This is a genomic window from Bacteroides sp. 2_2_4 (genome assembly GCF_000157055.1).
GTDB classification, from domain to species: Bacteria; Bacteroidota; Bacteroidia; order Bacteroidales; family Bacteroidaceae; genus Bacteroides; species Bacteroides ovatus.
Genome location: NZ_EQ973355.1, coordinates 157,565 through 182,472 on the forward strand (window position 1 = coordinate 157,565; position 24,908 = coordinate 182,472).

General features: G+C 40.8%; 21 protein-coding genes, 1 pseudogene and 1 riboswitch. Of the genes and pseudogenes, 5 read left to right on the forward strand and 17 right to left on the reverse strand.

Going from position 1 to position 24,908, the window contains the following annotated elements; all coding sequences use genetic code 11:
* Window positions 1-4: 4 nt before the first annotated feature.
* From BSCG_RS26445 to BSCG_RS26400, 10 genes and pseudogenes are all read right to left on the reverse strand, one after another.
* On the reverse strand, window positions 5-427 hold the full coding sequence (locus tag BSCG_RS26445; protein WP_004309698.1) for a pyridoxamine 5'-phosphate oxidase family protein: 423 nt from the start codon (window positions 425-427) through the stop codon (window positions 5-7).
* Window positions 428-519: 92 nt separating this feature from the next.
* A complete protein-coding gene (locus BSCG_RS26440) occupies window positions 520-1,398 on the reverse strand; it encodes a helix-turn-helix domain-containing protein (RefSeq protein ID WP_008648609.1) in 879 nt (292 codons plus the stop codon).
* A 123-nt stretch (window positions 1,399-1,521) separates the two neighbouring features.
* Window positions 1,522-2,069 (reverse strand): annotated as a pseudogene (locus BSCG_RS26435) (Crp/Fnr family transcriptional regulator).
* Window positions 2,070-2,109: 40 nt separating this feature from the next.
* Complete coding sequence (locus BSCG_RS26430; protein ID WP_008648610.1) at window positions 2,110-3,474, reverse strand: MATE family efflux transporter; 1,365 nt, start codon at window positions 3,472-3,474, stop codon at window positions 2,110-2,112.
* Between the two features lie 237 nt (window positions 3,475-3,711).
* Window positions 3,712-5,277, reverse strand: a complete 1,566-nt coding sequence (locus BSCG_RS26425; protein ID WP_032849288.1) for an STM4011 family radical SAM protein — start codon at window positions 5,275-5,277, stop codon at window positions 3,712-3,714.
* Window positions 5,278-5,288: 11 nt separating this feature from the next.
* On the reverse strand, window positions 5,289-6,566 hold the full coding sequence (locus BSCG_RS26420; RefSeq protein ID WP_008648612.1) for an STM4012 family radical SAM protein: 1,278 nt from the start codon (window positions 6,564-6,566) through the stop codon (window positions 5,289-5,291).
* Window positions 6,563-7,417: an STM4013/SEN3800 family hydrolase gene (locus BSCG_RS26415; protein WP_008774602.1), complete on the reverse strand. Its 855-nt coding sequence runs from the start codon at window positions 7,415-7,417 to the stop codon at window positions 6,563-6,565. The genes BSCG_RS26420 and BSCG_RS26415 overlap by 4 nt, the downstream gene beginning before the upstream one ends.
* Entirely contained in the window at window positions 7,404-8,414 is a 1,011-nt protein-coding gene (locus tag BSCG_RS26410; protein ID WP_004309702.1) for an STM4014 family protein, read from the reverse strand. Before BSCG_RS26410 ends, BSCG_RS26415 begins: the two co-directional genes overlap by 14 nt.
* A gap of 3 nt (window positions 8,415-8,417) precedes the next feature.
* A complete protein-coding gene (locus tag BSCG_RS26405; protein WP_004321288.1) occupies window positions 8,418-9,491 on the reverse strand; it encodes an STM4015 family protein in 1,074 nt (357 codons plus the stop codon).
* Between the two features lie 201 nt (window positions 9,492-9,692).
* Window positions 9,693-10,829: an OmpA family protein gene (locus BSCG_RS26400; RefSeq protein ID WP_008774604.1), complete on the reverse strand. Its 1,137-nt coding sequence runs from the start codon at window positions 10,827-10,829 to the stop codon at window positions 9,693-9,695.
* Window positions 10,830-11,259: 430 nt separating this feature from the next.
* Window positions 11,260-11,481, forward strand: a riboswitch (cobalamin riboswitch).
* A gap of 129 nt (window positions 11,482-11,610) precedes the next feature.
* Between BSCG_RS26400 and nrdD the strand changes: the two genes are divergently transcribed.
* Entirely contained in the window at window positions 11,611-13,704 is a 2,094-nt protein-coding gene (gene nrdD, locus BSCG_RS26395) for an anaerobic ribonucleoside-triphosphate reductase (protein ID WP_008774605.1), read from the forward strand.
* Window positions 13,688-14,173: an anaerobic ribonucleoside-triphosphate reductase activating protein gene (gene nrdG / locus BSCG_RS26390; RefSeq protein ID WP_004297064.1), complete on the forward strand. Its 486-nt coding sequence runs from the start codon at window positions 13,688-13,690 to the stop codon at window positions 14,171-14,173. The genes nrdD and nrdG overlap by 17 nt, the downstream gene beginning before the upstream one ends.
* A gap of 79 nt (window positions 14,174-14,252) precedes the next feature.
* On the opposite strand, the gene BSCG_RS26385 is transcribed toward nrdG, so the two are convergent.
* The 6 genes from BSCG_RS26385 to BSCG_RS0127075 all read right to left on the reverse strand — a co-directional run bounded on the left by BSCG_RS26385 (window position 14,253) and on the right by BSCG_RS0127075 (window position 19,939).
* A complete protein-coding gene (locus BSCG_RS26385; RefSeq protein WP_008774606.1) occupies window positions 14,253-15,413 on the reverse strand; it encodes a MalY/PatB family protein in 1,161 nt (386 codons plus the stop codon).
* Window positions 15,414-15,416: 3 nt separating this feature from the next.
* A complete protein-coding gene (locus tag BSCG_RS26380; RefSeq protein ID WP_004309705.1) occupies window positions 15,417-16,280 on the reverse strand; it encodes a DUF3737 family protein in 864 nt (287 codons plus the stop codon).
* Between the two features lie 11 nt (window positions 16,281-16,291).
* Window positions 16,292-16,843: a cyclophilin-like fold protein gene (locus BSCG_RS26375; protein ID WP_032844245.1), complete on the reverse strand. Its 552-nt coding sequence runs from the start codon at window positions 16,841-16,843 to the stop codon at window positions 16,292-16,294.
* 17 nt (window positions 16,844-16,860) lie between these two features.
* Window positions 16,861-17,892: an alpha/beta hydrolase gene (locus BSCG_RS26370; RefSeq protein ID WP_004326669.1), complete on the reverse strand. Its 1,032-nt coding sequence runs from the start codon at window positions 17,890-17,892 to the stop codon at window positions 16,861-16,863.
* Between the two features lie 129 nt (window positions 17,893-18,021).
* The gene (locus tag BSCG_RS26365) at window positions 18,022-19,227 is read right to left on the reverse strand and encodes an MFS transporter (RefSeq protein ID WP_004309707.1); all 1,206 of its coding nucleotides are present in this window, start codon (window positions 19,225-19,227) and stop codon (window positions 18,022-18,024) included.
* A 16-nt stretch (window positions 19,228-19,243) separates the two neighbouring features.
* Window positions 19,244-19,939, reverse strand: coding sequence for a flavodoxin family protein (locus tag BSCG_RS0127075; RefSeq protein ID WP_004309708.1), 696 nt, complete (start codon window positions 19,937-19,939; stop codon window positions 19,244-19,246).
* Window positions 19,940-20,129: 190 nt separating this feature from the next.
* On the opposite strand from BSCG_RS0127075, the gene BSCG_RS26360 reads away from it, so the two are divergent.
* Together BSCG_RS26360 and BSCG_RS26355 are read left to right on the forward strand one after the other, a co-directional pair.
* Window positions 20,130-21,035, forward strand: coding sequence for a helix-turn-helix domain-containing protein (locus BSCG_RS26360; RefSeq protein ID WP_004297072.1), 906 nt, complete (start codon window positions 20,130-20,132; stop codon window positions 21,033-21,035).
* A 141-nt stretch (window positions 21,036-21,176) separates the two neighbouring features.
* Window positions 21,177-22,934: a 1-deoxy-D-xylulose-5-phosphate synthase gene (locus tag BSCG_RS26355; protein ID WP_008774607.1), complete on the forward strand. Its 1,758-nt coding sequence runs from the start codon at window positions 21,177-21,179 to the stop codon at window positions 22,932-22,934.
* A 174-nt stretch (window positions 22,935-23,108) separates the two neighbouring features.
* Here BSCG_RS26355 and BSCG_RS26350 read toward each other — a convergent pair whose 3' ends face one another.
* Window positions 23,109-23,999: a helix-turn-helix domain-containing protein gene (locus BSCG_RS26350; RefSeq protein WP_004304051.1), complete on the reverse strand. Its 891-nt coding sequence runs from the start codon at window positions 23,997-23,999 to the stop codon at window positions 23,109-23,111.
* 155 nt (window positions 24,000-24,154) lie between these two features.
* Here BSCG_RS26350 and BSCG_RS26345 point away from each other — a divergent pair, with 155 nt between their 5' ends.
* Window positions 24,155-24,826, forward strand: coding sequence for a YczE/YyaS/YitT family protein (locus BSCG_RS26345; RefSeq protein WP_008774608.1), 672 nt, complete (start codon window positions 24,155-24,157; stop codon window positions 24,824-24,826).
* The last annotated feature ends 82 nt before the right edge of the window (window positions 24,827-24,908 follow it).

The window sequence follows — 24,908 nt, forward strand, 5'->3', positions numbered from 1 at the left end:
CACCTTATTCGACCACAAAATCTTCCGATTTAAAATTACTATAGAAACGTCCTGAAATAGCAGTAAACTTCAATACACAGTAATCGGGATCCGTCACTCCCTCCGGATAATACATGGTATCTCCCTCCTGCCAGATCATCTCTTTACTGGCACTATCCGTCAAGACATCCATCGTACCGCGTAGCATGACACCTCTAAAGAATCTCGTATCACAGAAGTAGATACACGCATGGTTGTTCTCACGGTATTGCGCCACACGCATGGACGAAGTATTTGTTGTCAGATAAATAGTTTTTATCCCCTTTCTTTTTCTGGGTTGCAGCATTGCTTTGATGGTAGGAAATCCTTCACCGTCTATCGAACCGATAAAAGCTGTTTTCAGCTTATCAATCATGTTGCCTACTGTTTTTTCCGCGTCTCTCATCATTTTACTTTTTATTATTGGTTTATTATCTGATGCGAAAGTAGAGAAATGCCAGGAAAGCAATGCAATAAAAAGAAAGGTAGAAATAGCACTTTTTACGGTTTGTGTACTTTACGATACAATAACGGAGTTTCTCCCGTATGCTGCCGGAAGCTACGGATAAAATAAGAAACCGTTGAAAAACAGAGTTCAAATGCAATATCAGCTATAGGAAAGTCCGTATAAACAAGCAGCCTCTTAGCCTCTTCCATCACCTTGCTCTGAATATATTGTTTTGCGCTGATTCCCATGGTCGAGGTTATCATCTCATTCAGATAATTAGGAGTAATGCAGAGCTTATCCGCATAATATTGAACCGAATGTTGCTCTTTTGCATGTGTAGCAACCAAATTCATGAATTTACTTACATGATTATTGGAAACTTCCCTACTTCTGCCCTCCTCTATCGAAGTCATTTTAAGGTAAGCACGGTCCAGCAACATCAGGACTTCATAAAGCAATGCTCTCAAAACGTGTACATCGCCCTGTTGATACGAATCAATCTCCATCTTTATATCATGCAAGGTTTCAAGTATGCGTGTATAAAGCTCATCAGACAAATGTAGTAGCGATGAAGAACTTTCTATCTGAAAAAACGAAAGATGCTGTACAAACAAAGAATCTTTAAAGAGGAAAGACAAAAATTCTTCTTCGAAAATCAGAGCATACCCATTGGTGATATGATGAGTATCCCAGTTCCGGATTTCCCCCGGTTTAGAGAAAAGAACGTCACGAGGAATTGCTTCATAGGTTTGGTTATCGACTGAAAAAGCTCCCTTACCTTCTGTTATAAAAGTAATATCATAATAATTTAGAGTGTGGACAGCACTTTTAGCCAGGAACTTCTTCACATACTTCAGTTCTACTACATCGACCAAAAGTTCACTCCCATACTTATGCTTATAAAAAGTATATCGAGGTATTGAGTTTTTCATTCAGAATACAAAAATAGTATTCCTTACCAAATAATCCAAAGACTTTTCAAATTCGATTCGATTGAATAAGCCATGAACCATCTGATAAGGAATACATAGAAAAATATGTCTAGGTTATATTTCCTATTTAGAACTTCCGGCCAGATATCCCAAACTGGTCACATCTGCCCCAAGTAATGATTAATGTGCTTCAATGGCACCCTGTACAGAATATCCGGAATTTCCGCCAATAAAGAGAGGTACCTTTCCCTTACTGTCAGCTTGCGGGCATTCATATCCTCTTCCTCTTTAAAGTAAAACTGATACTCCATCAGTTGACGGACCAGATTCGCAAATGAAATTGAAGATGCACACAACTCTTCAATCTCCTCTTCACTGATGTAATAAGCAGCACATTTCGTCAGTGTCTTGATAGAATACTGACTTGAATTATAGCATAACACAGCATCACCCGCAGAGAAAAACCGATTGGTTCTCTCTTCTCCTTCATGAGTGGTATATGTATGCAAAATACCGGAAACAATAATGTACAAGCTCTGTTCTGGCAATGTGGCAGAAGCAATCGTTTCTCCTTTATCCAGATACACCATTTCCATTCGAGCCAACAGCTCTTTCACTTCTCTTTCATCCACCTGATACTCAAAACAGAGTTTCTTCAAATAAGCTTCCATACAAAATAGATTTTAGTTAATATATGTCACTTAAAAACACCTAATTCGACATAGCAGGCATCATTGTGCCTCTCAAATATAATTTCCTTTGGGTATATCGTAAATACCAGATACAAATCAATAATGAAACGACCGTTGAAATGGGTGGAGCAAATCCCATGATAAACAGCGACGAGCTATCTATCTGGCTGAACCAGTATGACAACGGTATACGGAACAGGAAAGTGGCTATCAGACTGTGAATCATCGGGAATAACGAGTTTCCTTGTCCGCTGAAATAAGAATTAATGCAGAACACGAAACTAACCACGATGCAGTCGATGCTATACCCTCGCAAATAATCTGCCGCCATTGCCACCACAGCAGCATCTTTCGTAAAGAAAGCAGTAAGAGTCTCCGGCAGGAATTGCGAATACACGCAAACCGACACACCGAAAACAAGAGCAATCCCAATCCCCGAAGCCAGACATTTATTCATTCTCTTGATAAGTCCCGCTCCATAATTCTGTGCAGTCATGGTTGCCACAGCCGATGATATAGCCATCGGAGGCAGCATAGCAAACACGATGATTTTCTCAACAACACCCAAAGAAGCAGATGCAATGACTCCCATCTGATTGACAATGACAGTGATAATCAGAAAAGAAACATTGATTAAAGCATCCTGCAAAGCAATAGGTGCTCCCAACACCAAGATCTTTTTAGACAGATTCCGGTTCAATCGAATATCTTTCCGTGAAAAGTCAAAATGGAATCCGTGCCGGTATAAGAACCAGAGCGCTATTCCAAAGCTGACTCCTTGTGCAGTTACAGTAGCGATAGCCGCTCCCGTAGCCCCCCAATGGAAATAACCGACCAATATAAAATCGAGCACTATATTTATCACACATGCCAGCCCAACAAAATAAAGTGGTGTTTTAGAATCACCCAGTCCACGCAAAATACCACATACAACATTATATCCCACTATAAACAGAATACCCAGAGAGCATACCAAAATATAGCTTTTCGTATCTGCCATAGCTTCTACGGGAGTATGCATCAGTTCTGCTATCCGACCATGAAAAAGTACCATGACCAAAGTTAGCACTACGCCGGTTATTGAAAACAACCATACGGAAGATCCGATAGTAAAAGCTACTTTCCGATTGTCTTTGGCTCCGGTAGCAATAGCAATCAGCACTGTTGTCCCGGTAGTAATACCCAGAATAATACCTGTTATTGTCTGCATCACCTGACTACCAATAGCTACGGCTGCCACACTTGCCGAATCATCATATTGTCCGACAACGAAAAGGTCAGCCCCGCCATAAAGTGCCTGAAGTACATTAGCAATTAAAAAAGGTACTGCAAACTGCAACAATACCTTCGGTACGCTTCCTTGTGTCAAATCTAACTCTTTCATAGTTTCTTCGATACTTTTCCTCTTTATCTTATTTTGTTACAACATAAAAAAAGTGCCGGACAAGCGAATGATTTGCACCATTCATCTTATCCAGCACTATAATTATTATTATAGCACCCTCCGATGAGGATTTTTATGCCTGTCCCTATTTCAGGGCTGCAAATATGGGCTTTGTTTTCATAATTACCAAATTTTAACCGGTTTTTATTTTCTTATGGAGATGTAACTAGCTATATATCAACTATTATCAGACGAGGTTTGATCTATAGGATCTCCGTTAGAAAAACGAAAGAAAGCTGCCAACCGATCCGGATTCAGCGTATAACGTGCGCGTTCTTTTAATAAGGGTTCCGCATTCATTACGGCACAAGAATGAGAAACCACGGACATCATCGGCCAGTCCTTTAACGAATTTCCTACAACTAAAGTGTGTTCAGAAGCTAAACCCAAAGCCTTACATAACTGAAGCACCCCCTCTTTTTTACTCGCTTCAGGATGAATGACTGTTATCAGCGGAGCTTTATGAAAGACCTGGCAGGGATTTTCTTTCAACCGGGTAAGAATAGATTCTCTCTGTTCTTTATCACGTACCAATATACTATACTTGTAAACCACTCCTTCATAACTATGAATAGTAACTTTTGACGATTCTCCATATACCTCCGGATATACTTTCACCGGCAAACACTTAATCTGCCGCGAATAAGATAATAAACCTCCATCTGCAAACACTCCTCCCCTGAATAAATCGAAAAGAGCCTTTCCCAGCTTTTTCTTCGCCTGCTCCATCGACAGAGAAGTGGCAAGATATAAGGAAACGGACTGTGCCATATATCGCAAAGCGTTAGCATAACTTTCAGGAACTTTTCCCTGTGAATCAGTCAGTGTTCCATCCACATCGAAGAAAACAGTCGTAATAAGTGGCTTGTCAGGTATTCGCCAGAACGCCTCTTCTCCCATGATTCGATGTAAAGGGTGATTGTTCAGGTTACTAAACGCAATATAACAATCACAAACCTTCCTCTCGCAAGATAGCGGCACAACAGCTCCATCACCTTGATAAAAATTACCAATCTTCACCCGGCTTCGGGGACAAACATACATATCCCCTTTCCAATCGATAAAACAATTATTCCTTCCTCCTGCGCAAACTTCCCATTGTGCCGGAGCATTCTTCAAGTCATACTCGAAAAGATTATCCAGTTGACTGAAAAACTGAATATCTTCCTGACTTAATGGTGTCCTTAACCCTTGCATAGCATTAATGAATAAATAAATATCCGGCAAAAGAGTATTCCGTAAATCATTGAGTACGGCCTTTGCAGAGGGATTTCCTACCGCTCCGACACATACCTGTATTCCCGCATGATGGAGTATATGAATCTGATGTGCAAATTTCTCTACCGAAGTCATCTCTGGATGAAAACTGGCCCAGAGCCTTATCTTACTTATCATAGTGGGAGTCACACGAATCTCATCAAGCCAGTGTTTAGCCGGAAAAGAAAGGTTAGTCTGACAGGAAATTCCAGCCACCTGTGGCAATGCTGCCAAATGCATCATTCCTTTCCGATAATAACGATGGATCAATGCTTCACCGTAAGGAATAATAAATAACTGCAACGGCTCCCCTTTCCATTGTTCAATAGCTGCTATAAAACGATTCCATGCCTGTTCATCCTGGGTCGTATCTGCCAGATGCGACTTCTTGCCGAAAGGGCAATAAGAACAGGTATAGTTGCAACTATTCAATTTGCCGCGATAATATATACGCCTGAAGGAAAGTAAAGAGCCTTCGTTTTCCATTTCTATTTCGTTCAATAAGAATAAGTTTCCATCAGTTCTCTTATTTCAGGAGTAATGAACAACTGACCAATATAATCGGAGTATGCCATTCCTTCGGAAGTCAGACAAACACGACCGTTATCCGTATTTTCTATCCATTGCCGTTCAGCTAACTGTCGGAACAACGTCACATTATCCGGTGATTCTCCAAAGCGACGCTTATATTCGGTCTTGTCAAGCCCCATATAATACATCAGATTCTTAATGATAAAACGTTGCCGCCGTTCTTCCTGCGAAAGAATAAATCCATTACGAGCCACTGTAAAATCAGTAGTGCCCATATAATCATCTATCTCTCCGGCAATACAACGCTGGCAAACAGTATACCGGGTGGCATAATGCAAATTACCCAGGTAACTGCGTCCCCCGGAGCCACACGACAGCATCACTTCATCCCCACATGAGATTTCCGCATCAGTAGACGGATGATGAATAAAACGTCGCATCGAAGTTTGTAGAAAACCTCTGTCTTTCAACAAATCACAAGCGGCACAATACATCTGAAAACAGACATCGTCGGATTCCCGCTCCGTGATAGCCGTTCCCGGTCGTACATATAGCGGATAGATAAAGAGTTCGTTAGGCTGAAACAGAAGAGCCTGTTCCAATGAATAAAGAAAACTGGCTACAGTTTGTCCTTTGATTCCGTAAATCAAATCAATATTAAAAAATGGGAATTGCCTCTTCCGGATAGCCTCCAGCGCCTGATTAATCATGTCTTGCCGGGGACGTCTTTTCAAAGCTGTTAATTCTTCGTCAAGGAAACTCTGTACGCCAATACTCACACGAGCTACTCCTGCTTGCTTCAACAAGTCCAAACGGGTAGGATCGGCATATTCCGGCGATGTTTCTACGGAAGTAAAGGTATGTGAAGGATGCACTCCGAATAAGGCAGCCGTATCCAATAGGTATTCCAGTTGAGGAACAGTGAGGAGCAACGGTGTGCCTCCTCCAATGGCGAAACTATCAAATGCCAGTCCGGTAGTGAGTGGAGACAACTGTTGCGCCTGCTTGTGAAGAGTTTCCAAATAAGTTGCGATATAATCCGCACGATTTGTTTGCAGAGAAAACAGGTTGCAATATCCACATTTATGACTACAAAAAGGAATATGGAAATAAAGCGATGCTTTCTGTCCTTCCACCTGTTTCAGGTAAGGAACCAGCGAAACCGGGGACGGAAAAGAACGATAAGCAGTTTTATGTGGATAACTATACATATAGTCTACATATCGTGGTAGCGGTTGATTCATTTTTTCGTTAAAATAAAGTGTTTGTAAGGGACTGTATAAACCGTTTCGTGGGATATGCAATGATATTCATATCCATCCTCTACATAGCAAGTGCCATGATCGGAAAGAGCAATCACCAGCGTATTTCCCCGCTTCTGAAAGGCCTGAAATAAACGGGGTAGCTGACTGTCGACATATTGCAGCGCGGCAGCGTGTGATTCCTTATCATCCTTCATCTTGCCTTCCACATAATGACAGTTCGGATAATGAATAGCAGAAAAATTGATATACATAAAAATCCGTTTGTCCTCCGGATAGTTTTCGAGTTTCTTCAATGCAAAATCAATTTGTTTTTCAGTACTATCGGGTGCCGTGCATCCAAAGGTCGGCAGCCAATAACTTTTAGTAAAGTAACCGGGAAACACACGCCCCAGTTCATTACGCTTGCTGAAGAAGTTCACCCCTCCTATACAAATCGTTTCATAACCTACATTGGCAAGGCTTTGCACAAAAGTTGCTTCCGTAAACGGATAACTTCCCGCAGGCGGAATACGTCCCGTACCAGCTTGCACAGGGAAAAACAACCACTTACGGCTGCGTAGCGAATGAGGTTCCGCCGGAGAAGGCAGAAATCCTGCAAAGATGGCAAAATGAGACGGGTAAGTAAAATTTCCCGGCGCATGTCTTTTTTCCCATTCTCCTCCGTGACTGTTCAGTACCGGTGTTCTTCCTGCCTCTTCTTCCTCCTTGCTGACATCATAACGCAAGGTATCAAAGCAAAGCATCAATATATCATGAGTACCCACCACCTGATTCATATCCAGATCCGGATTTTGGGTCTGTTCGCCAGCCGGCAGTTCATCTATTTGCATGGTTATATCTCTTTTTTATGTTTTTTATCTGTTGAATATAAATAGAATTATGAGCAAACATATCCTGATACACATGATCTCCCTGTCCGTTGACTTCTATTATATAAGGAATATCTGTTCCTCTCTCTATCAGTACATCCACTCCGGCATATTGCAAATCCAAAGATTGAACCGCTTCCTGACACTGAAAATAGATTTGTTGCCGCACTACTTCCGGCAAAGACAATTCGTTCCACCAATGTGCCTTATTGTTCAGATGCAGATTGGTTATGCTTCCTTTACTGCATCTCACAACGATATAATCAATTTCAGATTCCCGACACACTACACGAAGATCATAATTCTCTCCCTGCAACTGCTCTTTAGGAATCCATTCTTCTAAAATAGCTTCTGTTTGCATCACAGCTTCCGCCAACGGGATCATCTCTTTTTCCGTACTCAAACGGTTGATACGTTTAGTGTTATGAATGACTCCATCCACTTGTTGCAAGGTAGTATAGACTACCCATTTATTCCGGTTGGGTTGATAGCGAACAGCCATAATACCTCCCGCCCCCGAACCGTAACGGGGTTTCAAAAAGCATCCTCTACCGCAATCGGCAAGAAGCTCTCTCAACTCATCAAAAGAACGGGGAGAAGGTAACATCGGAGTCACTTTCAACCCTCTGTCCATCAACACTTGTTTAGTTTCCTTTTTATCAAGAGCACGTAATAAAGCATGGGGAGTATTCAAAAAGCACACGTCATCAGATAACCTCATCTCGCCTAAACGTTGCAGTGTCTCCTTATATGCCTGATTCAACAGCGCATATTTCAGGAAATTCGTTTCATCGCTTACACAAGGTTCCAGTTTGATAACTGCCTGCCGTAGTTGCGGCAAGCAGTTAAAAAGTTCCCCGTAAGTCATAAAACGAACTTCCACCTGCAAGTGTTTGCCTGCTTCAATAAAGTATTCTATACGTTTGGACAGAGAGTTGCTGACAACGATTATCTGCATCTCCTATTCTGTAATCATCGGGTAATACCACAATTCACCATCATATTCATCTGCCTCTTCAGTTTCAGCAATATCTATTTTCATAGGGAGACTCTGCAACTGTTTCTTCATCTCCTTGCTCAAATAATTATAGCGCATATTGATAAACTTCAAATGAGCGATCTTATCCATATTATCCAGCAATAATTGGGCACCTTCATCTTTGAGAGTACCAGCCGAAACATCCATTGTTTCAAGTTGGGGAAGAATATCCGACTCCAGGAACATTTCTACAATCTTGTCCTGTTCTTCAGAGTTGACGATCCCCAGATAAGTCAGCTTCGGGAAACGTTCTTTGGAGAACAACGGACGGAATATCTCAATATCAGCTTCAAATCCATAATCTTCCACACCAACATATAGAATCAGTTTTTCCAGATTGGGGAAATCAGAACCAAGAATATCTTCTACCACTTCGGTAGGCAGGCCACCACTGATAATTTCGAGTGACCGCAACTCCGGCCGTGAAGTCTTTCCCAAACGCAGATTATTGGTTCCTTTGATTTTCAGATCTTTCAATTTAGGCATGGCATCGAGCAGCGGACTAATATCAGCTTGTTCAATCCATGAAATCTCCTGTTCTTCCTGCTCAATATCTCCCCAGAACAAGCCTTCTATTTGTGCGAACTTCTCCTTATTTTCAATCATTCCCTGCAATAAGGCAGAACAGTCGCCACCCTCATAATCCCAACAACCGATTGTTATTTGTTTATATTCAGAGAGATGTTTATCTTTCAATATCTTATCCAGAAGATTCACATTGTTTTCATACTCATCATAACTCAAAGTATATTTCTTGGCTTCCACTTTCATTTCACGTGCAGTTTCTTCAGCAGTTTCTACATACCCTTTTTTGGTCTTTTCCGCAATCAGTTTGCTGGCTGCTTTTTCAGCTTCTTCAGTCGTTGCGTAGTTTTTCACTTGTGTTTGTCCGTCGGTCCCCAACTTACCATAATTTACAGTAACATCTGTTCCGACTACCTCTATGCTCCAGAATTTCTGCGATTTAAAATCTTGAAAAACGAATACTCTCTTCATAATACAGTTTTTAATGGTTGATATTTGCACACTCAACACAGAACGCGCATGAACAATACCTGCAAAAATAACCATTTTATGTAATGTACAAAGAAATCTGTTTACTAAACTTTCAGAGTATTCAAAAATACAACCCAAGATATGCAACAAAGGCTGCCTTTTGGGGCAGCCTTCATTATTCTATTTCTGTAATATATCAGTTTAATCTTCAATAGTACATATACTTACACGGTTCCAATCCGGTTCAGTAAACATATCGCCTACACCCTGACCTTCAGCAGTGATACGAGATGCACTGATTTTATACTTGTTGACCAAGATCGTTTTTACAGCTTCTGCACGTGCTGCGGCAATTCTGGCATTCACTTCAACACTACCTTCCGGAGAAGCGTATCCCTTAATAACCACTTTAGAATCAGCATATTTCTTCAGGTAAGAAGCTACACGTTCCACATTAGGAAGTTGTGAAGCGTCAACTGACGATTTACCTTGTCTGAAAGTAATGATAGATTCGGGTACACGGGCGGTTTTCACTACAGTCTCCACCGGAACCACTTTTGTGCGGCATGCTTCAAGTTCTTCCTGCAATCCGTTGATACGTTGGTTTGCATTGCTGATCTCACCATCTTTGTTGTTTACATCTGCACGAAGTGCATTGATTGAAGAGTTCAGTCCGTCAATTTCGGCTTGATTATATACTCTCACTTTGGCAAAATGATGTGTTCCGTTACTTGTCTTAAAGTGATATGTCAATCCGGCTGTCAACTCAAAACCTGCGTTATTAGCATTGAAACGGCTCTTTGTTTCAGGGTAAGTACCTTGCATATCATACACAATGGCAGGTTTGATTCCTAATGTCCATGCTTTACTTTCACCCAAGTTGAAATTGAAATTCAATCCCAAACGCGTAGACCAGGAGTTCTGATCGCCATCGCCATTCACATAATAATGTAACCAACCCATTCCGGCCACAGCTTCCACTTCAAACAAACGAGGTTCGCCCGTGTAACTTGCAAATAGATTCATCAAATTGACTTTACCCAATACGCTGACATCCGAAGCATCGAAAGCCGTTTTACTGGATGTGGTATTGATATATCCCATTCCTTGGAATCCCAAACCGAAGATAGGAGTTAATTGCTTTGAGACTCCCACTCCAAAAGTGGGACGCATACCTTTAAAGAAAGCACTGTGAGTAAGGGGAGTAACTCCACCGGCATTTACTCCGACAGACCAATTATCTGTAAGTTTGGTACCTTCTACAACTGATTGGGCATTTGCTACTGTAAAGCCACCCAATATAAAAGCTAATAAAATAATAGATTTTCTCATATTCATAAGTTTTAAATGTAATGTTTTATCTGCTAAATCATTAGAAATGTATTGTTTGTTCATGTCTAACTTTCTAGTTCATTTTTTAATTCGTTATTCACTTTAAACAACATATCATATCAAAAATTAGTTCGCAAGCCATGAGCTCTATTAACATCTATTATGCTTTCGAAAAATCTAAAATATGGAAACATCAATGCAAACGCCTCATTCCCTGAAGAGAAAGGGATCCCAACATCGCTAACCATTATGCATCTTGTTTCATTATTCTACACTTTCATTCATCCATCAGGCAGGAAATACATAAACCGGACTCTACTAAAATACGAAGAATAGAACATAAACGGAAAGTTATCAGGTTGTTAATGCCATATATCGTTCTGATAAAGAGCGAATATTTTTCTTCCTTTTCAATTGGAATCTTGATTTAATTTCTAACTTTGCCGCCAACATCGGTTTCCGGAATGGCATTATCACCAGACGGAATTAAAAGGGAATCCAGTGAAAATCCAGAACTATCCCCGTAGCTGTAAGTTTTATCTCTCTCATAAAAAAGAGAAATGTTATGGCATTCATTTGCCACTGATTCATGAAACGGATCGGGAAGGCGCCACAACAAAAACAAGTCAGAAGACCTGCCGATAAAATTTCCGTTATTCCAGGCTTTCGGGTGAAAGGCAATAGAACGAATCGTACAGGTCCATTTTATTACAAGTCTCCAGAAATTGTCGTGCATGAATAACTATGTAGGCACTAAATCTATTTTGTTAATTCTTAAAATATAGGTATGATTAGTTCGGAGATATTCATTATCAAAAGAGACGGAAAAAAAGAAGCTTTTTCCCTCGACAAAATCAAAAATGCCATATCCAAGGCATTTTTATCAGTAGGTAGTTTTGCTACGCAAGATGTGATAACCAATGTGTTAAGCCGTGTCAGTATCAGTGACGGAACAAACGTAGAGGAAATCCAAAACCAGGTGGAAGTCGCCTTGATGGCAGAACATTATTACAGCGTGGCCAAAGCGTATATGCTGTATCGTCAAAAACATTTGGAAGACCGTGAAGTCAGAGACAAACTTAAATTCCTCATGGATTATTGCGATGCTTCCAACCCTGCCAGCGGTAGCAAGTACGATGCCAACGCCAATGTGGAAAACAAGAATATCGCCACGCTGATAGGAGAACTGCCCAAATCCAATTTCATCCGCCTCAACCGCCGCCTGCTGACAGACCGTTTGAGGGATATGTATGGTAAAGAGGCTTCCGACCGTTATTTGGAACTCCTGAATCATCACTTCATCTACAAAAATGATGAAACCAATCTGGCAAACTACTGTGCCAGTATTACTATGTATCCCTGGCTGATAGCAGGAACAACAGCAGTAGGAGGCAATTCTACCGCCCCGACCAATCTGAAATCCTTCTGCGGAGGATTTATCAACATGGTATTTATCGTATCCAGTATGCTAAGCGGCGCATGTGCCACTCCTGAATTCCTGATGTACATGAACTATTTCATAGGTTTGGAATACGGACAGGACTATTATAAACACCCTGATAAACTGGCAGACTTGTCTCTGAAACAAAGATCGATCGATAAAATCATCACAGACTGTTTCGAGCAAATCGTATATTCCATCAACCAGCCTACGGGTGCCCGCAATTTCCAAGCAGTTTTCTGGAATGTGGCTTATTATGACAAGTATTATTTCAATAGCCTTTTCGAGCACTTTGTTTTCCCCGACGGAAGCAAACCCGACTGGGGTTCGCTTAGCTGGTTGCAGAAGCGTTTTATGAAATGGTTTAATGAGGAGCGTACACGCACCGTTCTGACATTCCCTGTAGAGACAATGGCACTCCTGACCAAAGACGGCGATGTACTGGATAAGGAATATGGCGACTTCACCGCTGAAATGTATGCCGAAGGACATTCATTCTTCACCTATATGAGTGACAATGCCGACTCTTTGAGTAGCTGCTGCCGTCTGCGTAATGAAATACAGGACAATGGCTTTAGCTATACATTGGGAGCCGGAGGAGTCTCTACCGGTTCGAAGAGCGTGTTGACCATCAATCTGAACCGTTGTATACAGCATGCTGTAAAATCAGGTATTCTCTACCCTTTCTTCCTGGAAGAAGTAGTAGACTTGGTTCACAAAGTACAGCTTGCCTATAATGAGAACCTGAAATTATTGCAGGCAAAGGGTATGTTACCTTTGTTTGATGCGGGTTATATCAATATGAGCCGCCAATATCTGACTATCGGCGTGAACGGACTGGTGGAAGCAGCCCAATTTATGGGAATCGACATCAACGACAATCCGAAATACGAGGCTTTTGTGCAGGAGATTCTCGGCATGATTGAGAAATACAATAAGAAATATCGTACCAAAGAAGTACTTTTCAACTGCGAAATGATTCCTGCCGAAAATGTGGGTGTGAAACACGCGAAATGGGACAAGGAAGCCGGATTCCAGACTTACCGCGAATGTTACAACAGCTATTTCTATATTGTAGAAGACAAATCGCTGAACATTGTCGATAAATTCCGCCTGCACGGGCATCGTTATATCGAGCATCTGACGGGTGGTTCGGCTTTGCACATGAATCTGGAAGAGCATCTTAGCAAAGAGCAATACCGGCAGTTGCTTCGTGTTGCCGCTACCGAAGGTTGCAACTACTTCACATTCAATATTCCGAATACAGTATGTAACAAATGCCATCATATCGACAAACGATATTTGCATGAATGTCCCGAATGTCACAGCGAGAATGTGGATTATCTGACCCGCGTCATCGGATATATGAAACGTATCAGCAATTTCTCCCAAGCACGGCAAAAGGAGGCCGATTTAAGATATTATGCTTCGGTACGCTGATTATGATATTGTTTTTCAGGAGATACCGGATGAGGTAACATTAGCCATCAACCTCTCCAACTGCCCCAACCATTGTAAAGGGTGCCACAGTGCATATCTAATGGAGGACGTAGGAGAACCGTTGACGGAAGAAAGTCTTTCTACCCTGCTCGGTAAATATGGAAAAGCAATTACCTGTGTCTGTTTCATGGGCGGTGATGCTTCACCCGCAGAAGTGGAACAATTAGCTGCTTTTTTACACAAGCAGACCATCACTCCGGTAAAAGTCGGATGGTACTCCGGGAAGAGCAAGCTGCCGGAGCACTTTGATGTATCTCATTTCCAATATATAAAGTTGGGACCTTACATCGAGTCTCTGGGAGGATTAAAATCTGAAACGACCAATCAACGGTTGTACCACATAGAAAATGGAATAATGGAGGATATAACTTATCGTTTTCTCCCCCATCATTCCAAAAAGATTTCTTAATAAGAGAAACGCTCAAACGGAGTATGTTATATTTACCGTTTGAGCGTTCTTTTTTCTAACTACTTCTTTTCATTCGTATTTATGATTTCAGTACCCGCTTCAATCTGTTTAATCCTTCTATCAACCGCTGTCGCGGACACGCAATATTGATACGGATAAACCCTTCACCAGTCTCTCCATACAGACTGCCTTCGTTCACCCAAAGTTTTTCTTTCTTCAACAAGTCTTTTACTATTTCTGCTGACGTTTGATTCAAGACCGAGCAATCCACCCAAACCAGATATGTACCTTCCAACATCATTACGGGAAATTCCGGAAGATATTCATCAAAATAACCTTTTAAATAGATGTAATTCGCAAACAAATAGATTTTAAGTTCTTCCAGCCATTCTTCGCCCTCATTGTAAGCAGCCATCAACGCCTCCACTCCGAAAGGATTCACATCACAAACTTCATTTATATTAATCGCTTTATCTATTCTCACCCGTACATTTGCATCTGCAGAAATAATATTGGCTATCTGAAGCCCTGCCAGATTAAAAGCCTTGCTAGGCGAAACAAAGGTTACCGAATTCATAAGAAACTCTTCTGATATAGAAGCAAAAGGAGTATATTCATGCCCCAGAAATACCAATTCACAATGAATCTCATCCGCAACCACAAAGACATTATTTCGAATACAAATCTCACCTATCCGCCTTAACTCTTGTTTGCTCCACACTCTTCCGGCAGGATTGTGCGGATTACATAACAACAGAAGTTTGACCTTCGGGTCTGAAACTTTCCGCTCCAAATCATCAAAGTCAATCTGATAGCCCCTGTTTCTATATACCAAAGGATTGGCAATCATCTCGCATCCGTTATTACGGATAGAGGAGAAAAAACAGTTATATACAGGTGTCTGCACCATTACTTTATCTCCAGGCACTGTCAATGCTTTAATCACAGCAGATATTGCCGACACAACACCGGTGGTATAAATAATCCACTCTTTTTCCATCCGCCAGGCATGTCGTCGAGCAAACCAATTTACAACTGCCTCGTAGTATGCATCAAGTACACATACATATCCGAAAATTCCATGTTCCACCCGTTTCTTCAGTGCCTCCACGACAGGGGGAGCCGTACGAAAATCCATATCAGCTACCCACATCGGCAATACATCCGCATCTTCAGCCGAATCCCATTTATAAGAATTCGTTCCTCTGCGTGGAATAATTTCATCGAATTTATACTTCATATTTCAATTAAAACAGGTTAGATCATCCCAAAGTTTCAATTCGCAATTTGCTGGTGATTTAATATTTTCGTCCAAAATGATTGCTCCGAAACTTTCGGCAACAATACTTCCCGTACGAGGATTTTTTACGCTATGAACGGGACTTTTAATCGTTGCCTTCACACTACTGTGTTCAAAAGCAAGGTCAGCATCTTCTGCCATCGTACAATTTTCCATCACCAGATCATGTGCGTAGCAAAGCGGTTGAGTCCCCGAAATCCTGCAATTTACCAAACGTAAGTTTTTAGAATGCCATCCCAGATATTCTCCGTTCAACTCGGAATCATAGACTGTTACATTTTCCGTATTCCAGAAAGCATCTTTGGAGTTGATAACTGCATTATGGATTTCTACATTCTTGCAATATTGGAACGAATAGTTCCCGTTTTGGGCATAGTTTTGTATCTTAATATTCTCACTGTGTATAAAAAGGTAATCCGCTTTATCAATCTGTACGTTCTTCAGCTCTATATTACGACAATACCAAAACGTTTCCAAAGCATTAGGCAACTGCACGTTTTCGAGTTTTATTCCGTCCATTTCACGGAACATCTTCGGTGCTTCTACCAAGGTATCTGCCATTTGCAGACTTTGAGAGTACCATAGAGCAGCACGGGCTCCCTCTGTAAAGAGACAGTTTTTCACAATGAATCCGTTGGTATGCCAAAAAGGATATTTTCCTTCAAAGCGACAGTTGATTGCTATAATATTACTACATTCTTTCAATGCAGATTCACCGGCGTGAATTGTTACATCTTCCAGTTGAAGGTCGTGGGTCGCGAACAGAGGACGTTCGCCTCCATATTCTTTATTTCTTATTTGTTCCATTAGTTTATTCTTTAATCTGTTATTTCAAAAGTTACATTTACGCCTCCTGAACCAAGGGCGGAGGCCAGTCCTGAAGGATTTGTTATACGTCCTAAACGGGTATAAGTATATGAAGTGGAAAAGGTTTCATAAAATAGGACCACACAAGTGGAACCGTAAAGCATCAAGTCACCTGTCCGAATAGTCCCGGGATTGGACGACGCTGTCGGCAAACCATTCGACAGATAATAATATTTTTCATTACCATGCAGTTCAGACATATCCACTGTCATAGGGAGTAGTCTCTTAAATGCTTTCGCAGTCTCATTATTTTCCAATGTGGCATTGAATGAAACAGGTCCGATTGTTATTTTAAGATTATTGCTCACTGGGGTATCATCGTTATTGTCGTCATTATCATCGGGATTATTGCCATTATTGTTACTGCCATTATCACCGGAACCAGAACCATTACCCGGAATCACTTGTTGACCTGTTCCCTGTATGGGTTCATCTTCGCTACATGATGCGGAACCGATCGATAATGTCAGCATAGTAAGAATTGCTATTATATAGTATCTCATATTTATAGTATTAAAACTTATTTCTTTAGATATTCCTTAAAGAAGGATTCCAGTTTATTAAATGGAATAAGGCTCACACGATCGTAAAGATCTACGTGTCCGGCACCGGGTACTATATACAATTCTTTAGGTTCGGCAGCCAATCGGTAGGCGTCTTCACTAAATTCACGTGAGTGGGCATTTTCACCGGTAATGAAAAGCATAGGGCGGGGTGAAATAGTCTCAATATCTTCGAAAGGATAGAAATTCATAAATTTCACATTACTTGAAAGTGTAGGATGAGTGGTGGTCATAGGAGTTGCTCCGTCGGGGGTAAATTCTCCTCTTTGTGTACGGTAGAACTCATAAAACTCCCGTTCAATCGGACTGGACTTTTCTGTCAGTTGATGTACAGTACCACCTGTATATTTAGTTTCTCCACCTAAAAATTCAGCATAACGCTGTTCTGCCGCTTCAGCCATTATTTGCTTTCTCTGTTCCAATGTCAATGAGTGTTTTAACCCATTACGGCTAGCCGTACCCATATTGTACATACTGATTGTCGCAATGGCTTTAAGGCGAGGGTCTATTTTCGCTGCACTGATAGCAAAACTTCCACTGCCGCAAATACCGATTACTCCAATTAGATTCCGGTCAACAAACGGACGGGTACCTAAAAAATCAACTGCGGCACTAAAGTCTTCCGCATAAACTTCCGGCAGAACAGCATTGCGCGGCTCGCCTTCACTCCCACCCCAAAAAGACAGGTCTATGGAGAGTGTTACAAAACCCCGTTCGGCCATTTTCGTTGCGTAAAGATTCGCGCTCTGTTCCTTGACAGCTCCCATTGGATGTCCGACAATGATTGCAGGGTATTTGTCCCCTTCTTTCATATTCTTAGGCAGAAACAAATTTCCGGCTACCTTCATTTTATACTGGTTGGAAAAAGAAACTTTCTCCACACTTACCAAATCACTTTTATAAAAGTTATCTGCATCTGTCTGTGCAGAAGAAAAACTAGTTCCAAGCATCATCATAAATACAGTTGTTAATAATAAAATCCGTTTCATATCTCTTATTTTTAATTATTAAAGAATTGATTGTCTACTTTCTACATTACAAAAATACGATGAAAGAAAGAGACCGTTTGTAGATGAATTACTGACATAATAACCCCAATTACGGATTATATTTTTTTATTATTCTGTTACAATATTGATATTAACCTGCTTCCGGATATGCGCTACGCGAACCCGCAGATAAACGAATACAATACTCGCAATCAGGAAAAGCAACGAGCCGAAAACAGAATATCGTGTGCCCATTTCCGTAATAAAAGTTCCGCATATACCTGTACCAATCGTTGTTCCTAAATTGGCTGAAGTCAGAAACATTCCATTGGCAAAGTCTGGAGCTTCGGGAGCGGCATCTGTTATCATATATTGCATATTATTACTTGCTATACCCGCCAATACGCCTAAAATAAGGATGACAATTACCATAGCTCCAATCCATTCTCCAACAATGAACAGACAGATATATGAAACCAATAACGCAAAAGGCATGAGGATAATTGAACGCCTGGCGTTTATTGATAGCAGTTTTCCCGCCATCACATTACCCACAATATTTGCCAAACCATATACGAGCAACACTGCACTTATCACATTATATGAGACCTCCGTTACTTTTTTCAGGTAATCCGACATATAGCTAAAGAATCCGAACATAGCTCCATTAATCAAGGTAACAGCAATAATTGAATACCACATCGTTGTTTTCTTCAATACGCTAAGCTGTGCACCATAAGATACTTTTTCTTTTACAGGCATGGAAGGGATAAACAGAATCGTAGCAACAAAGACTAATGCGTTTACAACAGTGAAAAACAACATCGCCATGGAGAACGAAACTTCGCTGGCAATATAACTGGTCACCGGAACGCCCAGCACCATGCCGGCGGACACACCGACAAAGACTTTAGAAACAGCCTTGGGAGCCTGTTCCTTGCTGACAGACGCCGCGGCTACCGTAAAAGCCATAGAGACATATACCGGATGCAGGAAAGCGGGAAGTATCCGTGCAATCAACAATACTGTGAAATTAGAGGTGAACATGGATATTACATTACTTATTGTAAACAATCCCAATGCCAGCAACATTACTTTCTTCCGGTTAATCCCCGAAAATAATAAAGGTGTCGCAGGGGCTGACGCAGCCACCACCAATGCGAAAACACTTACCGTCCAGCCGGCTTGAGGTACGGAAACATTAAAAGTTGTGGCTATCAAGGGCAGGATCCCCACTACTCCCATTTCGGTGTTTATAATTCCAAATACACCGACCGTAAGGATAAAGACGAGCAAACCGCCCGAATTGAGTTTTAATTTATTTTTTTGTTCCATAGTTACTATATGCTATTTATAATTCCAATCCCATTTTATAGGCGTTTTCAAGATGTACTTTATCAATCTGCCGTGCCAGTTTCTCGCATCCGGTACAACCGCCGGCACAATATAATCCCACTTCATTCCAACCTAACGCCTGATTGAGAAGACGAAAATATCGTATGGGCTGTTCGAAGGTCGTATCATTATCATCACCGGCTGTCATCAGTAATACCGAATCTTTTTGAGGATATTTATCATCGACAGAAATGGCATAAAGTCTATCAATGAACGATTTCAGCTTTGCCGTGATTGTCCAAAAGTAAAGAGGAGAAGCCATAACCACTGTATCACATTCCGCAAACAAAGGATATATATCCTGCATGTCGTCGCGAACAGTACACTGATGTGCAAGACGCTGACAAACTCCACATCCCCGGCACCCTTCTATCCGCATACTACCCAGATAAACCTTCGTCACAGAATGTCCGCGCTCTACCAATCCTTTAATGTATGCATCGGTCAGTCGGTCTGTATTGCCGCGTTTTGTGCCTGCACTCATTATTACAAGTATCTTTTTCATATTTCCCTGATGTGTTTTATCGATTAGCGAAGGAAGTGAAGTGTCTGTCGTTTCTTTACTATTCAAACACCGATAAATAGTCGTACCACCTAATAGTACGCCTCCGGTTGTTAGTAACACGCTTTTCAAAAAATGCTTTCTATCCATATTCTCTCTTTTATTAATTTCCTCTGATTCATCAAGTTTTATTTAACATGGCAAAGGTCAGAAGAATATAAAGAAGCCGTTGTAGACGGATTACGGGTATGATAACCCCAATTACAGATTAGTCATTTCCCTACTATGAAAACAGAACATTTATCTGTATCTTTGTTACCGATTCCAAATACCAAAAGCCATGGATAAAGTTATAAAACTAGAGAATGTAAATCAGTATAACGAACTGTACGGACTGGAAACATTGCATCCTTTGGTTAGTGTCATCGACTTGACCAAAGCAACGAAAACAGTTAACCATATCCAGATGAACTATGGTCTTTATGCTCTTTTCCTAAAAGAGAGCAAGAGCTGTGACATTAAATATGGTCGTCAGTATTATGATTACCAAGAAGGAACCATTGTCTGTTTTGCCCCAGGTCAGACAGCCGGTGTGAGTACCATTGAAGATGAAATCAATCCGGCTGTTTATGGTATTATTTTCCATCCGGACCTGATTCGCGGCACCTCACTTGGAAAAGATATTAAGAAATATACTTTCTTCTCTTATGCAGTAAACGAGGCTTTACATCTTTCAGATCAGGAAAAGGAAATAGTCATGGATTGCCTGAAGAAAATCAGTATCGAACTTGAGCATGGTATCGATAAACATAGCAAAGCATTAATCGCCATGAATATCGAACTGTTACTGAACTACTGTATGCGTTTTTATGAACGGCAGTTTATCACCCGGAACAGTGCCAATAAAGATGCTCTTACAAAGTTTGAACAACTTCTGGATGAATATTTCCAAGATCAACTTCCCATACAAAACGGGTTACCTTCCGTGAAGTACTTTGCTGATAAAGTCTATCTCTCCCCCAACTACTTTGGTGATATGGTAAAAAAAGAAACAGGAAAAACTCCACAGGAACATATTCAGACCAAAGTAATCGAACTAGCCAAAGAACGTATTGTCGATACGGAAGAAACCGTCAGCCAGATAGCTTATTCGTTAGGATTCCAATACCCGCAACATCTCTGCAGATTATTCAAAAGACGCGTCGGATGCACGCCTAATGAATACAGAAATCAGGCTTTAGCATAAAAATATAGTCCCTCAAATAAGGGAACTGTAATATAGGTAAAACAATCCGTAATTCATATACAAACAGATTTCAAGTCCTGCTGTATCTTTGCAGTGTCATAAAGAAATAAGTAAAAACATTATTTAGAAAAACTGTTTGATATGTACTTAGAAAATATTTATTCTCCGGCAGATGTAAAGAAGCTGCCGGTAAAAGAGCTAAACGAGCTAAGTGATGAAATCCGTGTGTCACTCCTACAAAAGTTAAGCGAACATGGCGGGCATTTCGGACCCAACTTCGGAATGGTGGAAGCAACTATTGCCTTGCACTATGTATTCAATTCTCCAAAAGATAAAATCGTATTCGATGTATCGCACCAAAGTTATGTACACAAGATGCTGACTGGCCGTAAAAACGCTTTTCTTCATCCGGAAGAATACAATCTCGTGTCCGGTTATACCGAACCACAAGAAAGCGAACATGATTTTTTTGTTATCGGTCATACTTCCACTTCTGTCAGTCTGGCCAGCGGATTGGCTAAAGGACGCGACCTCACAGGCGGCAATGAAAATATCATAGCTGTCATAGGCGACGGCTCCTTAAGCGGAGGGGAAGCTTTTGAAGGATTGGATTATGCAGCAGAGCTTGGCACCAACATGATTATTATCGTCAATGATAACCAAATGTCTATCGCTGAAAATCATGGAGGTTTATACAGAAATCTAAAAGAATTGCGTGACAGCAACGGTCAGTGCGAATGTAATTTCTTCAAGGCGATGGGGCTGGATTATATATATGTAAATGACGGTAACGATGTACAGGCGTTGATTGAAGCATTCTCCAAAGTGAAAGATATTCAGCATCCGATAGTAGTACACATCAACACTTTGAAAGGTAAAGGTTATGAACGTGCCGAACAGGATAAAGAGACTTATCACTGGCGCACTCCATTCAATCCGGAAACCGGAGAAGCAAAAGTCAGTTATGAGGAAGAAGATTACAGCGAAGTAACCGCTCAATATCTGCTGAAAAAGATGAAAGAAGATTCTCGTGTGGTAACAATCACTTCAGGTACTCCTGCCGTTCTCGGATTCACTCCGGACCGCCGCAAGGAAGCTGGCAAACAGTTTGTAGATGTCGGCATTGCAGAAGAACACGCAGTAGCTCTTGCTTCGGGCATCGCAGCCAATGGCGGAAAACCTGTTTACGGAGTGTATAGTACATTTATCCAACGTTCATACGATCAACTTTCGCAAGACCTCTGTATCAATAATAACCCGGCTGTTTTGTTGGTATTCTGGGGTACACTGTCCGGAATGAATGATGTAACTCACCTCTGCTTCTTCGATATTCCGCTCATCAGCAATACTCCTAATATGGTTTATCTGGCACCGACTTGCAAAGAGGAATATCTTGCTATGCTAGAATGGAGTATCCGCCAAAATGAACACCCGGTTGCAATCCGTGTGCCGGCAACAGATGTAATTACTTGTGGGGAACCGGTGGAGACTGATTATAGTGTTCTCAATCGCTATAAAGTGACGCATCGTGGATCGAAAGTAGCCATTCTTGCTTTAGGTTCGTTCTATGGATTGGGACAGTCGGTTGCATCACTTCTGAAAGAAAAAGCCAATATTGACGCAACACTCATCAATCCGCGTTACATCACCGGTGTAGACAACGAACTGATGGATGAACTGAAAGCAGATCACGAATTAGTGATTACGTTAGAAGACGGTGTATTGGATGGCGGTTTCGGTGAAAAGATTGCCCGTTATTATGGTGCTACAAACATGAAAGTTCTGAACTTTGGAGCTAAAAAAGAATTTGTTGACCGATATGATATACAGGAGTTTCTCCATGCCAATCATCTGACGGATGAACAGATTGTAGAAGATATCACAGCAGTGATCGGTTAAAATCAAACCCATTCACTATATATTCAGGTAGGTTGATGTATACGGTCTTTAAGGACAGTTGAGTTGCATCAACCTACTTCCATTTTTATTCAAATCAGCCAACTTATTATTTAAATTCATTATATTCTCTATTCAGTTCAGTAATTCCCCATTCAGTTCAGCAATCCTTTCCGTTCAAATCAATAATCCTTTCCGATAATTCAACGGAGTCTGTCCCGCATTTCTTTTAAAGAACTTACAAAAACCGGCTGCATCACTAAACCCCAGTTTAGCAGCAATCTCGCCAACCGTAAATTTGGTAGAACTCAATAAAGTACGCGCTTCCATTACTAACAATTCATTAATAAGGCTATTGATAGTCTTACCTGTTCCAAGACGTACAATGCGTGCCAGGTACTGTTCACTAATAGCCAGTTTATCCGCATAAAAGCTCACGAAATGTTCTTCCCTGAAATTACGGGTAACGAGTGCATGAAATTCTTGCAGAACGTGATCTTTACGACTGATCTCTTTTTTGATAACGGTCTTTCGGGAAAGAAAATCTGCTATATCCAAAAACAGAGAATTGCACGCTGCCTGTATACGCCGGAAAAGGAAATGATGTTCAATATTCATCAGATGCATCAATACTTCCAGCTCCTTATGGATGATTTGAGCTTCATACTCTGTCAACTGAATCGTATATTGCTTATTCCGCCTCATGGTTGCCAACAGGATTGCCGTGATTTGTGTCAGATATGAATCGTCCGTCCGCATAGATTCGGAAAGGGCGAGAGTGATAAATTTAATATCCCGGCTTGAATAAAGATGTTCCGTGAGATAATTTGCTCCGTGAATAAGTAACATATTCGGTTCTATCGCAATAAACTCTCCATTCAGTAGAATTTCCGAACGGCCTTCAAGAACGAATATCATATAAAGCTCCCGATTGAAATAACATTCATTTGCCGGATAACTTCTATCTTTATATTCACTCCGGAAACAGACTACCTCCTCTTTATAATGAGGAAGTTCAGGATGCTCCTTCAATAGTTGCGTATTATCAAATATACGAGATTTTACCATTTACACCTTTATTTTATGACGTAAAAATACGATTTATTTCGGATATGACAAAAACTGTATGGAATTAGATAATCTATTTCAGAGTAAAAAACAAGACCTTTGCATATCCTTTTCAATACATGAGAAAGGAATCAATAGAAAGAGGTTAAAAAGACATGGAAATGAAAGAGATTTTTAAGAGGTATTTAGTGTTTGTTATCGGACTCTATTTTTTAGCGGCAGGTATCGTGTTGATTATACGCTCGGCATTGGGAACTACTCCCATATCGAGCATCAATTATGTATTAAGCCTGAATAGTCCTTTATCGTTGGGTACTTGCACATTTATCATCAACATGTTGCTTATCCTGGGACAGTTCTGGTTAATCCGAAAGAATAGAACCCGACAGGATATTATTGAAATTTTTCTTCAACTACCGTTCTCTTTTATCTTTTCGGCATTCATTGATTTCAATATGATGCTGACAAGCGAACTGCATCCCGCTAATTATGGTATGTCGATTGCTTTATTACTTACAGGATGCATGGTGCAGTCTATCGGAGTAGTGCTTGAACTGAAACCAAAAGTAGCCATGATGAGCGCAGAAGCATTTGTGAAATATGCATCCCGCCATTATAACAAGGAATTTGGAAAGTTCAAAGTTTATTTTGATATTACTTTGGTTACATTAGCCGTGATTCTCTCGCTGCTGCTGAATCAAGGTATTCAGGGAGTACGAGAAGGATCACTCATTGCCGCTTGTATAACGGGGTATATCGTCAGCTTCCTGAATCAGAAGATAATGACTAGAAAAACCCTCCATAAATTACTGCCGGTCTGGAAGTAAGCCCTATATCTATTTAAAATAAACGCCTTATAAAAGGAGTCATATAAAAAGGTCAATATAAGAAAATCACTATAAAAGAAAG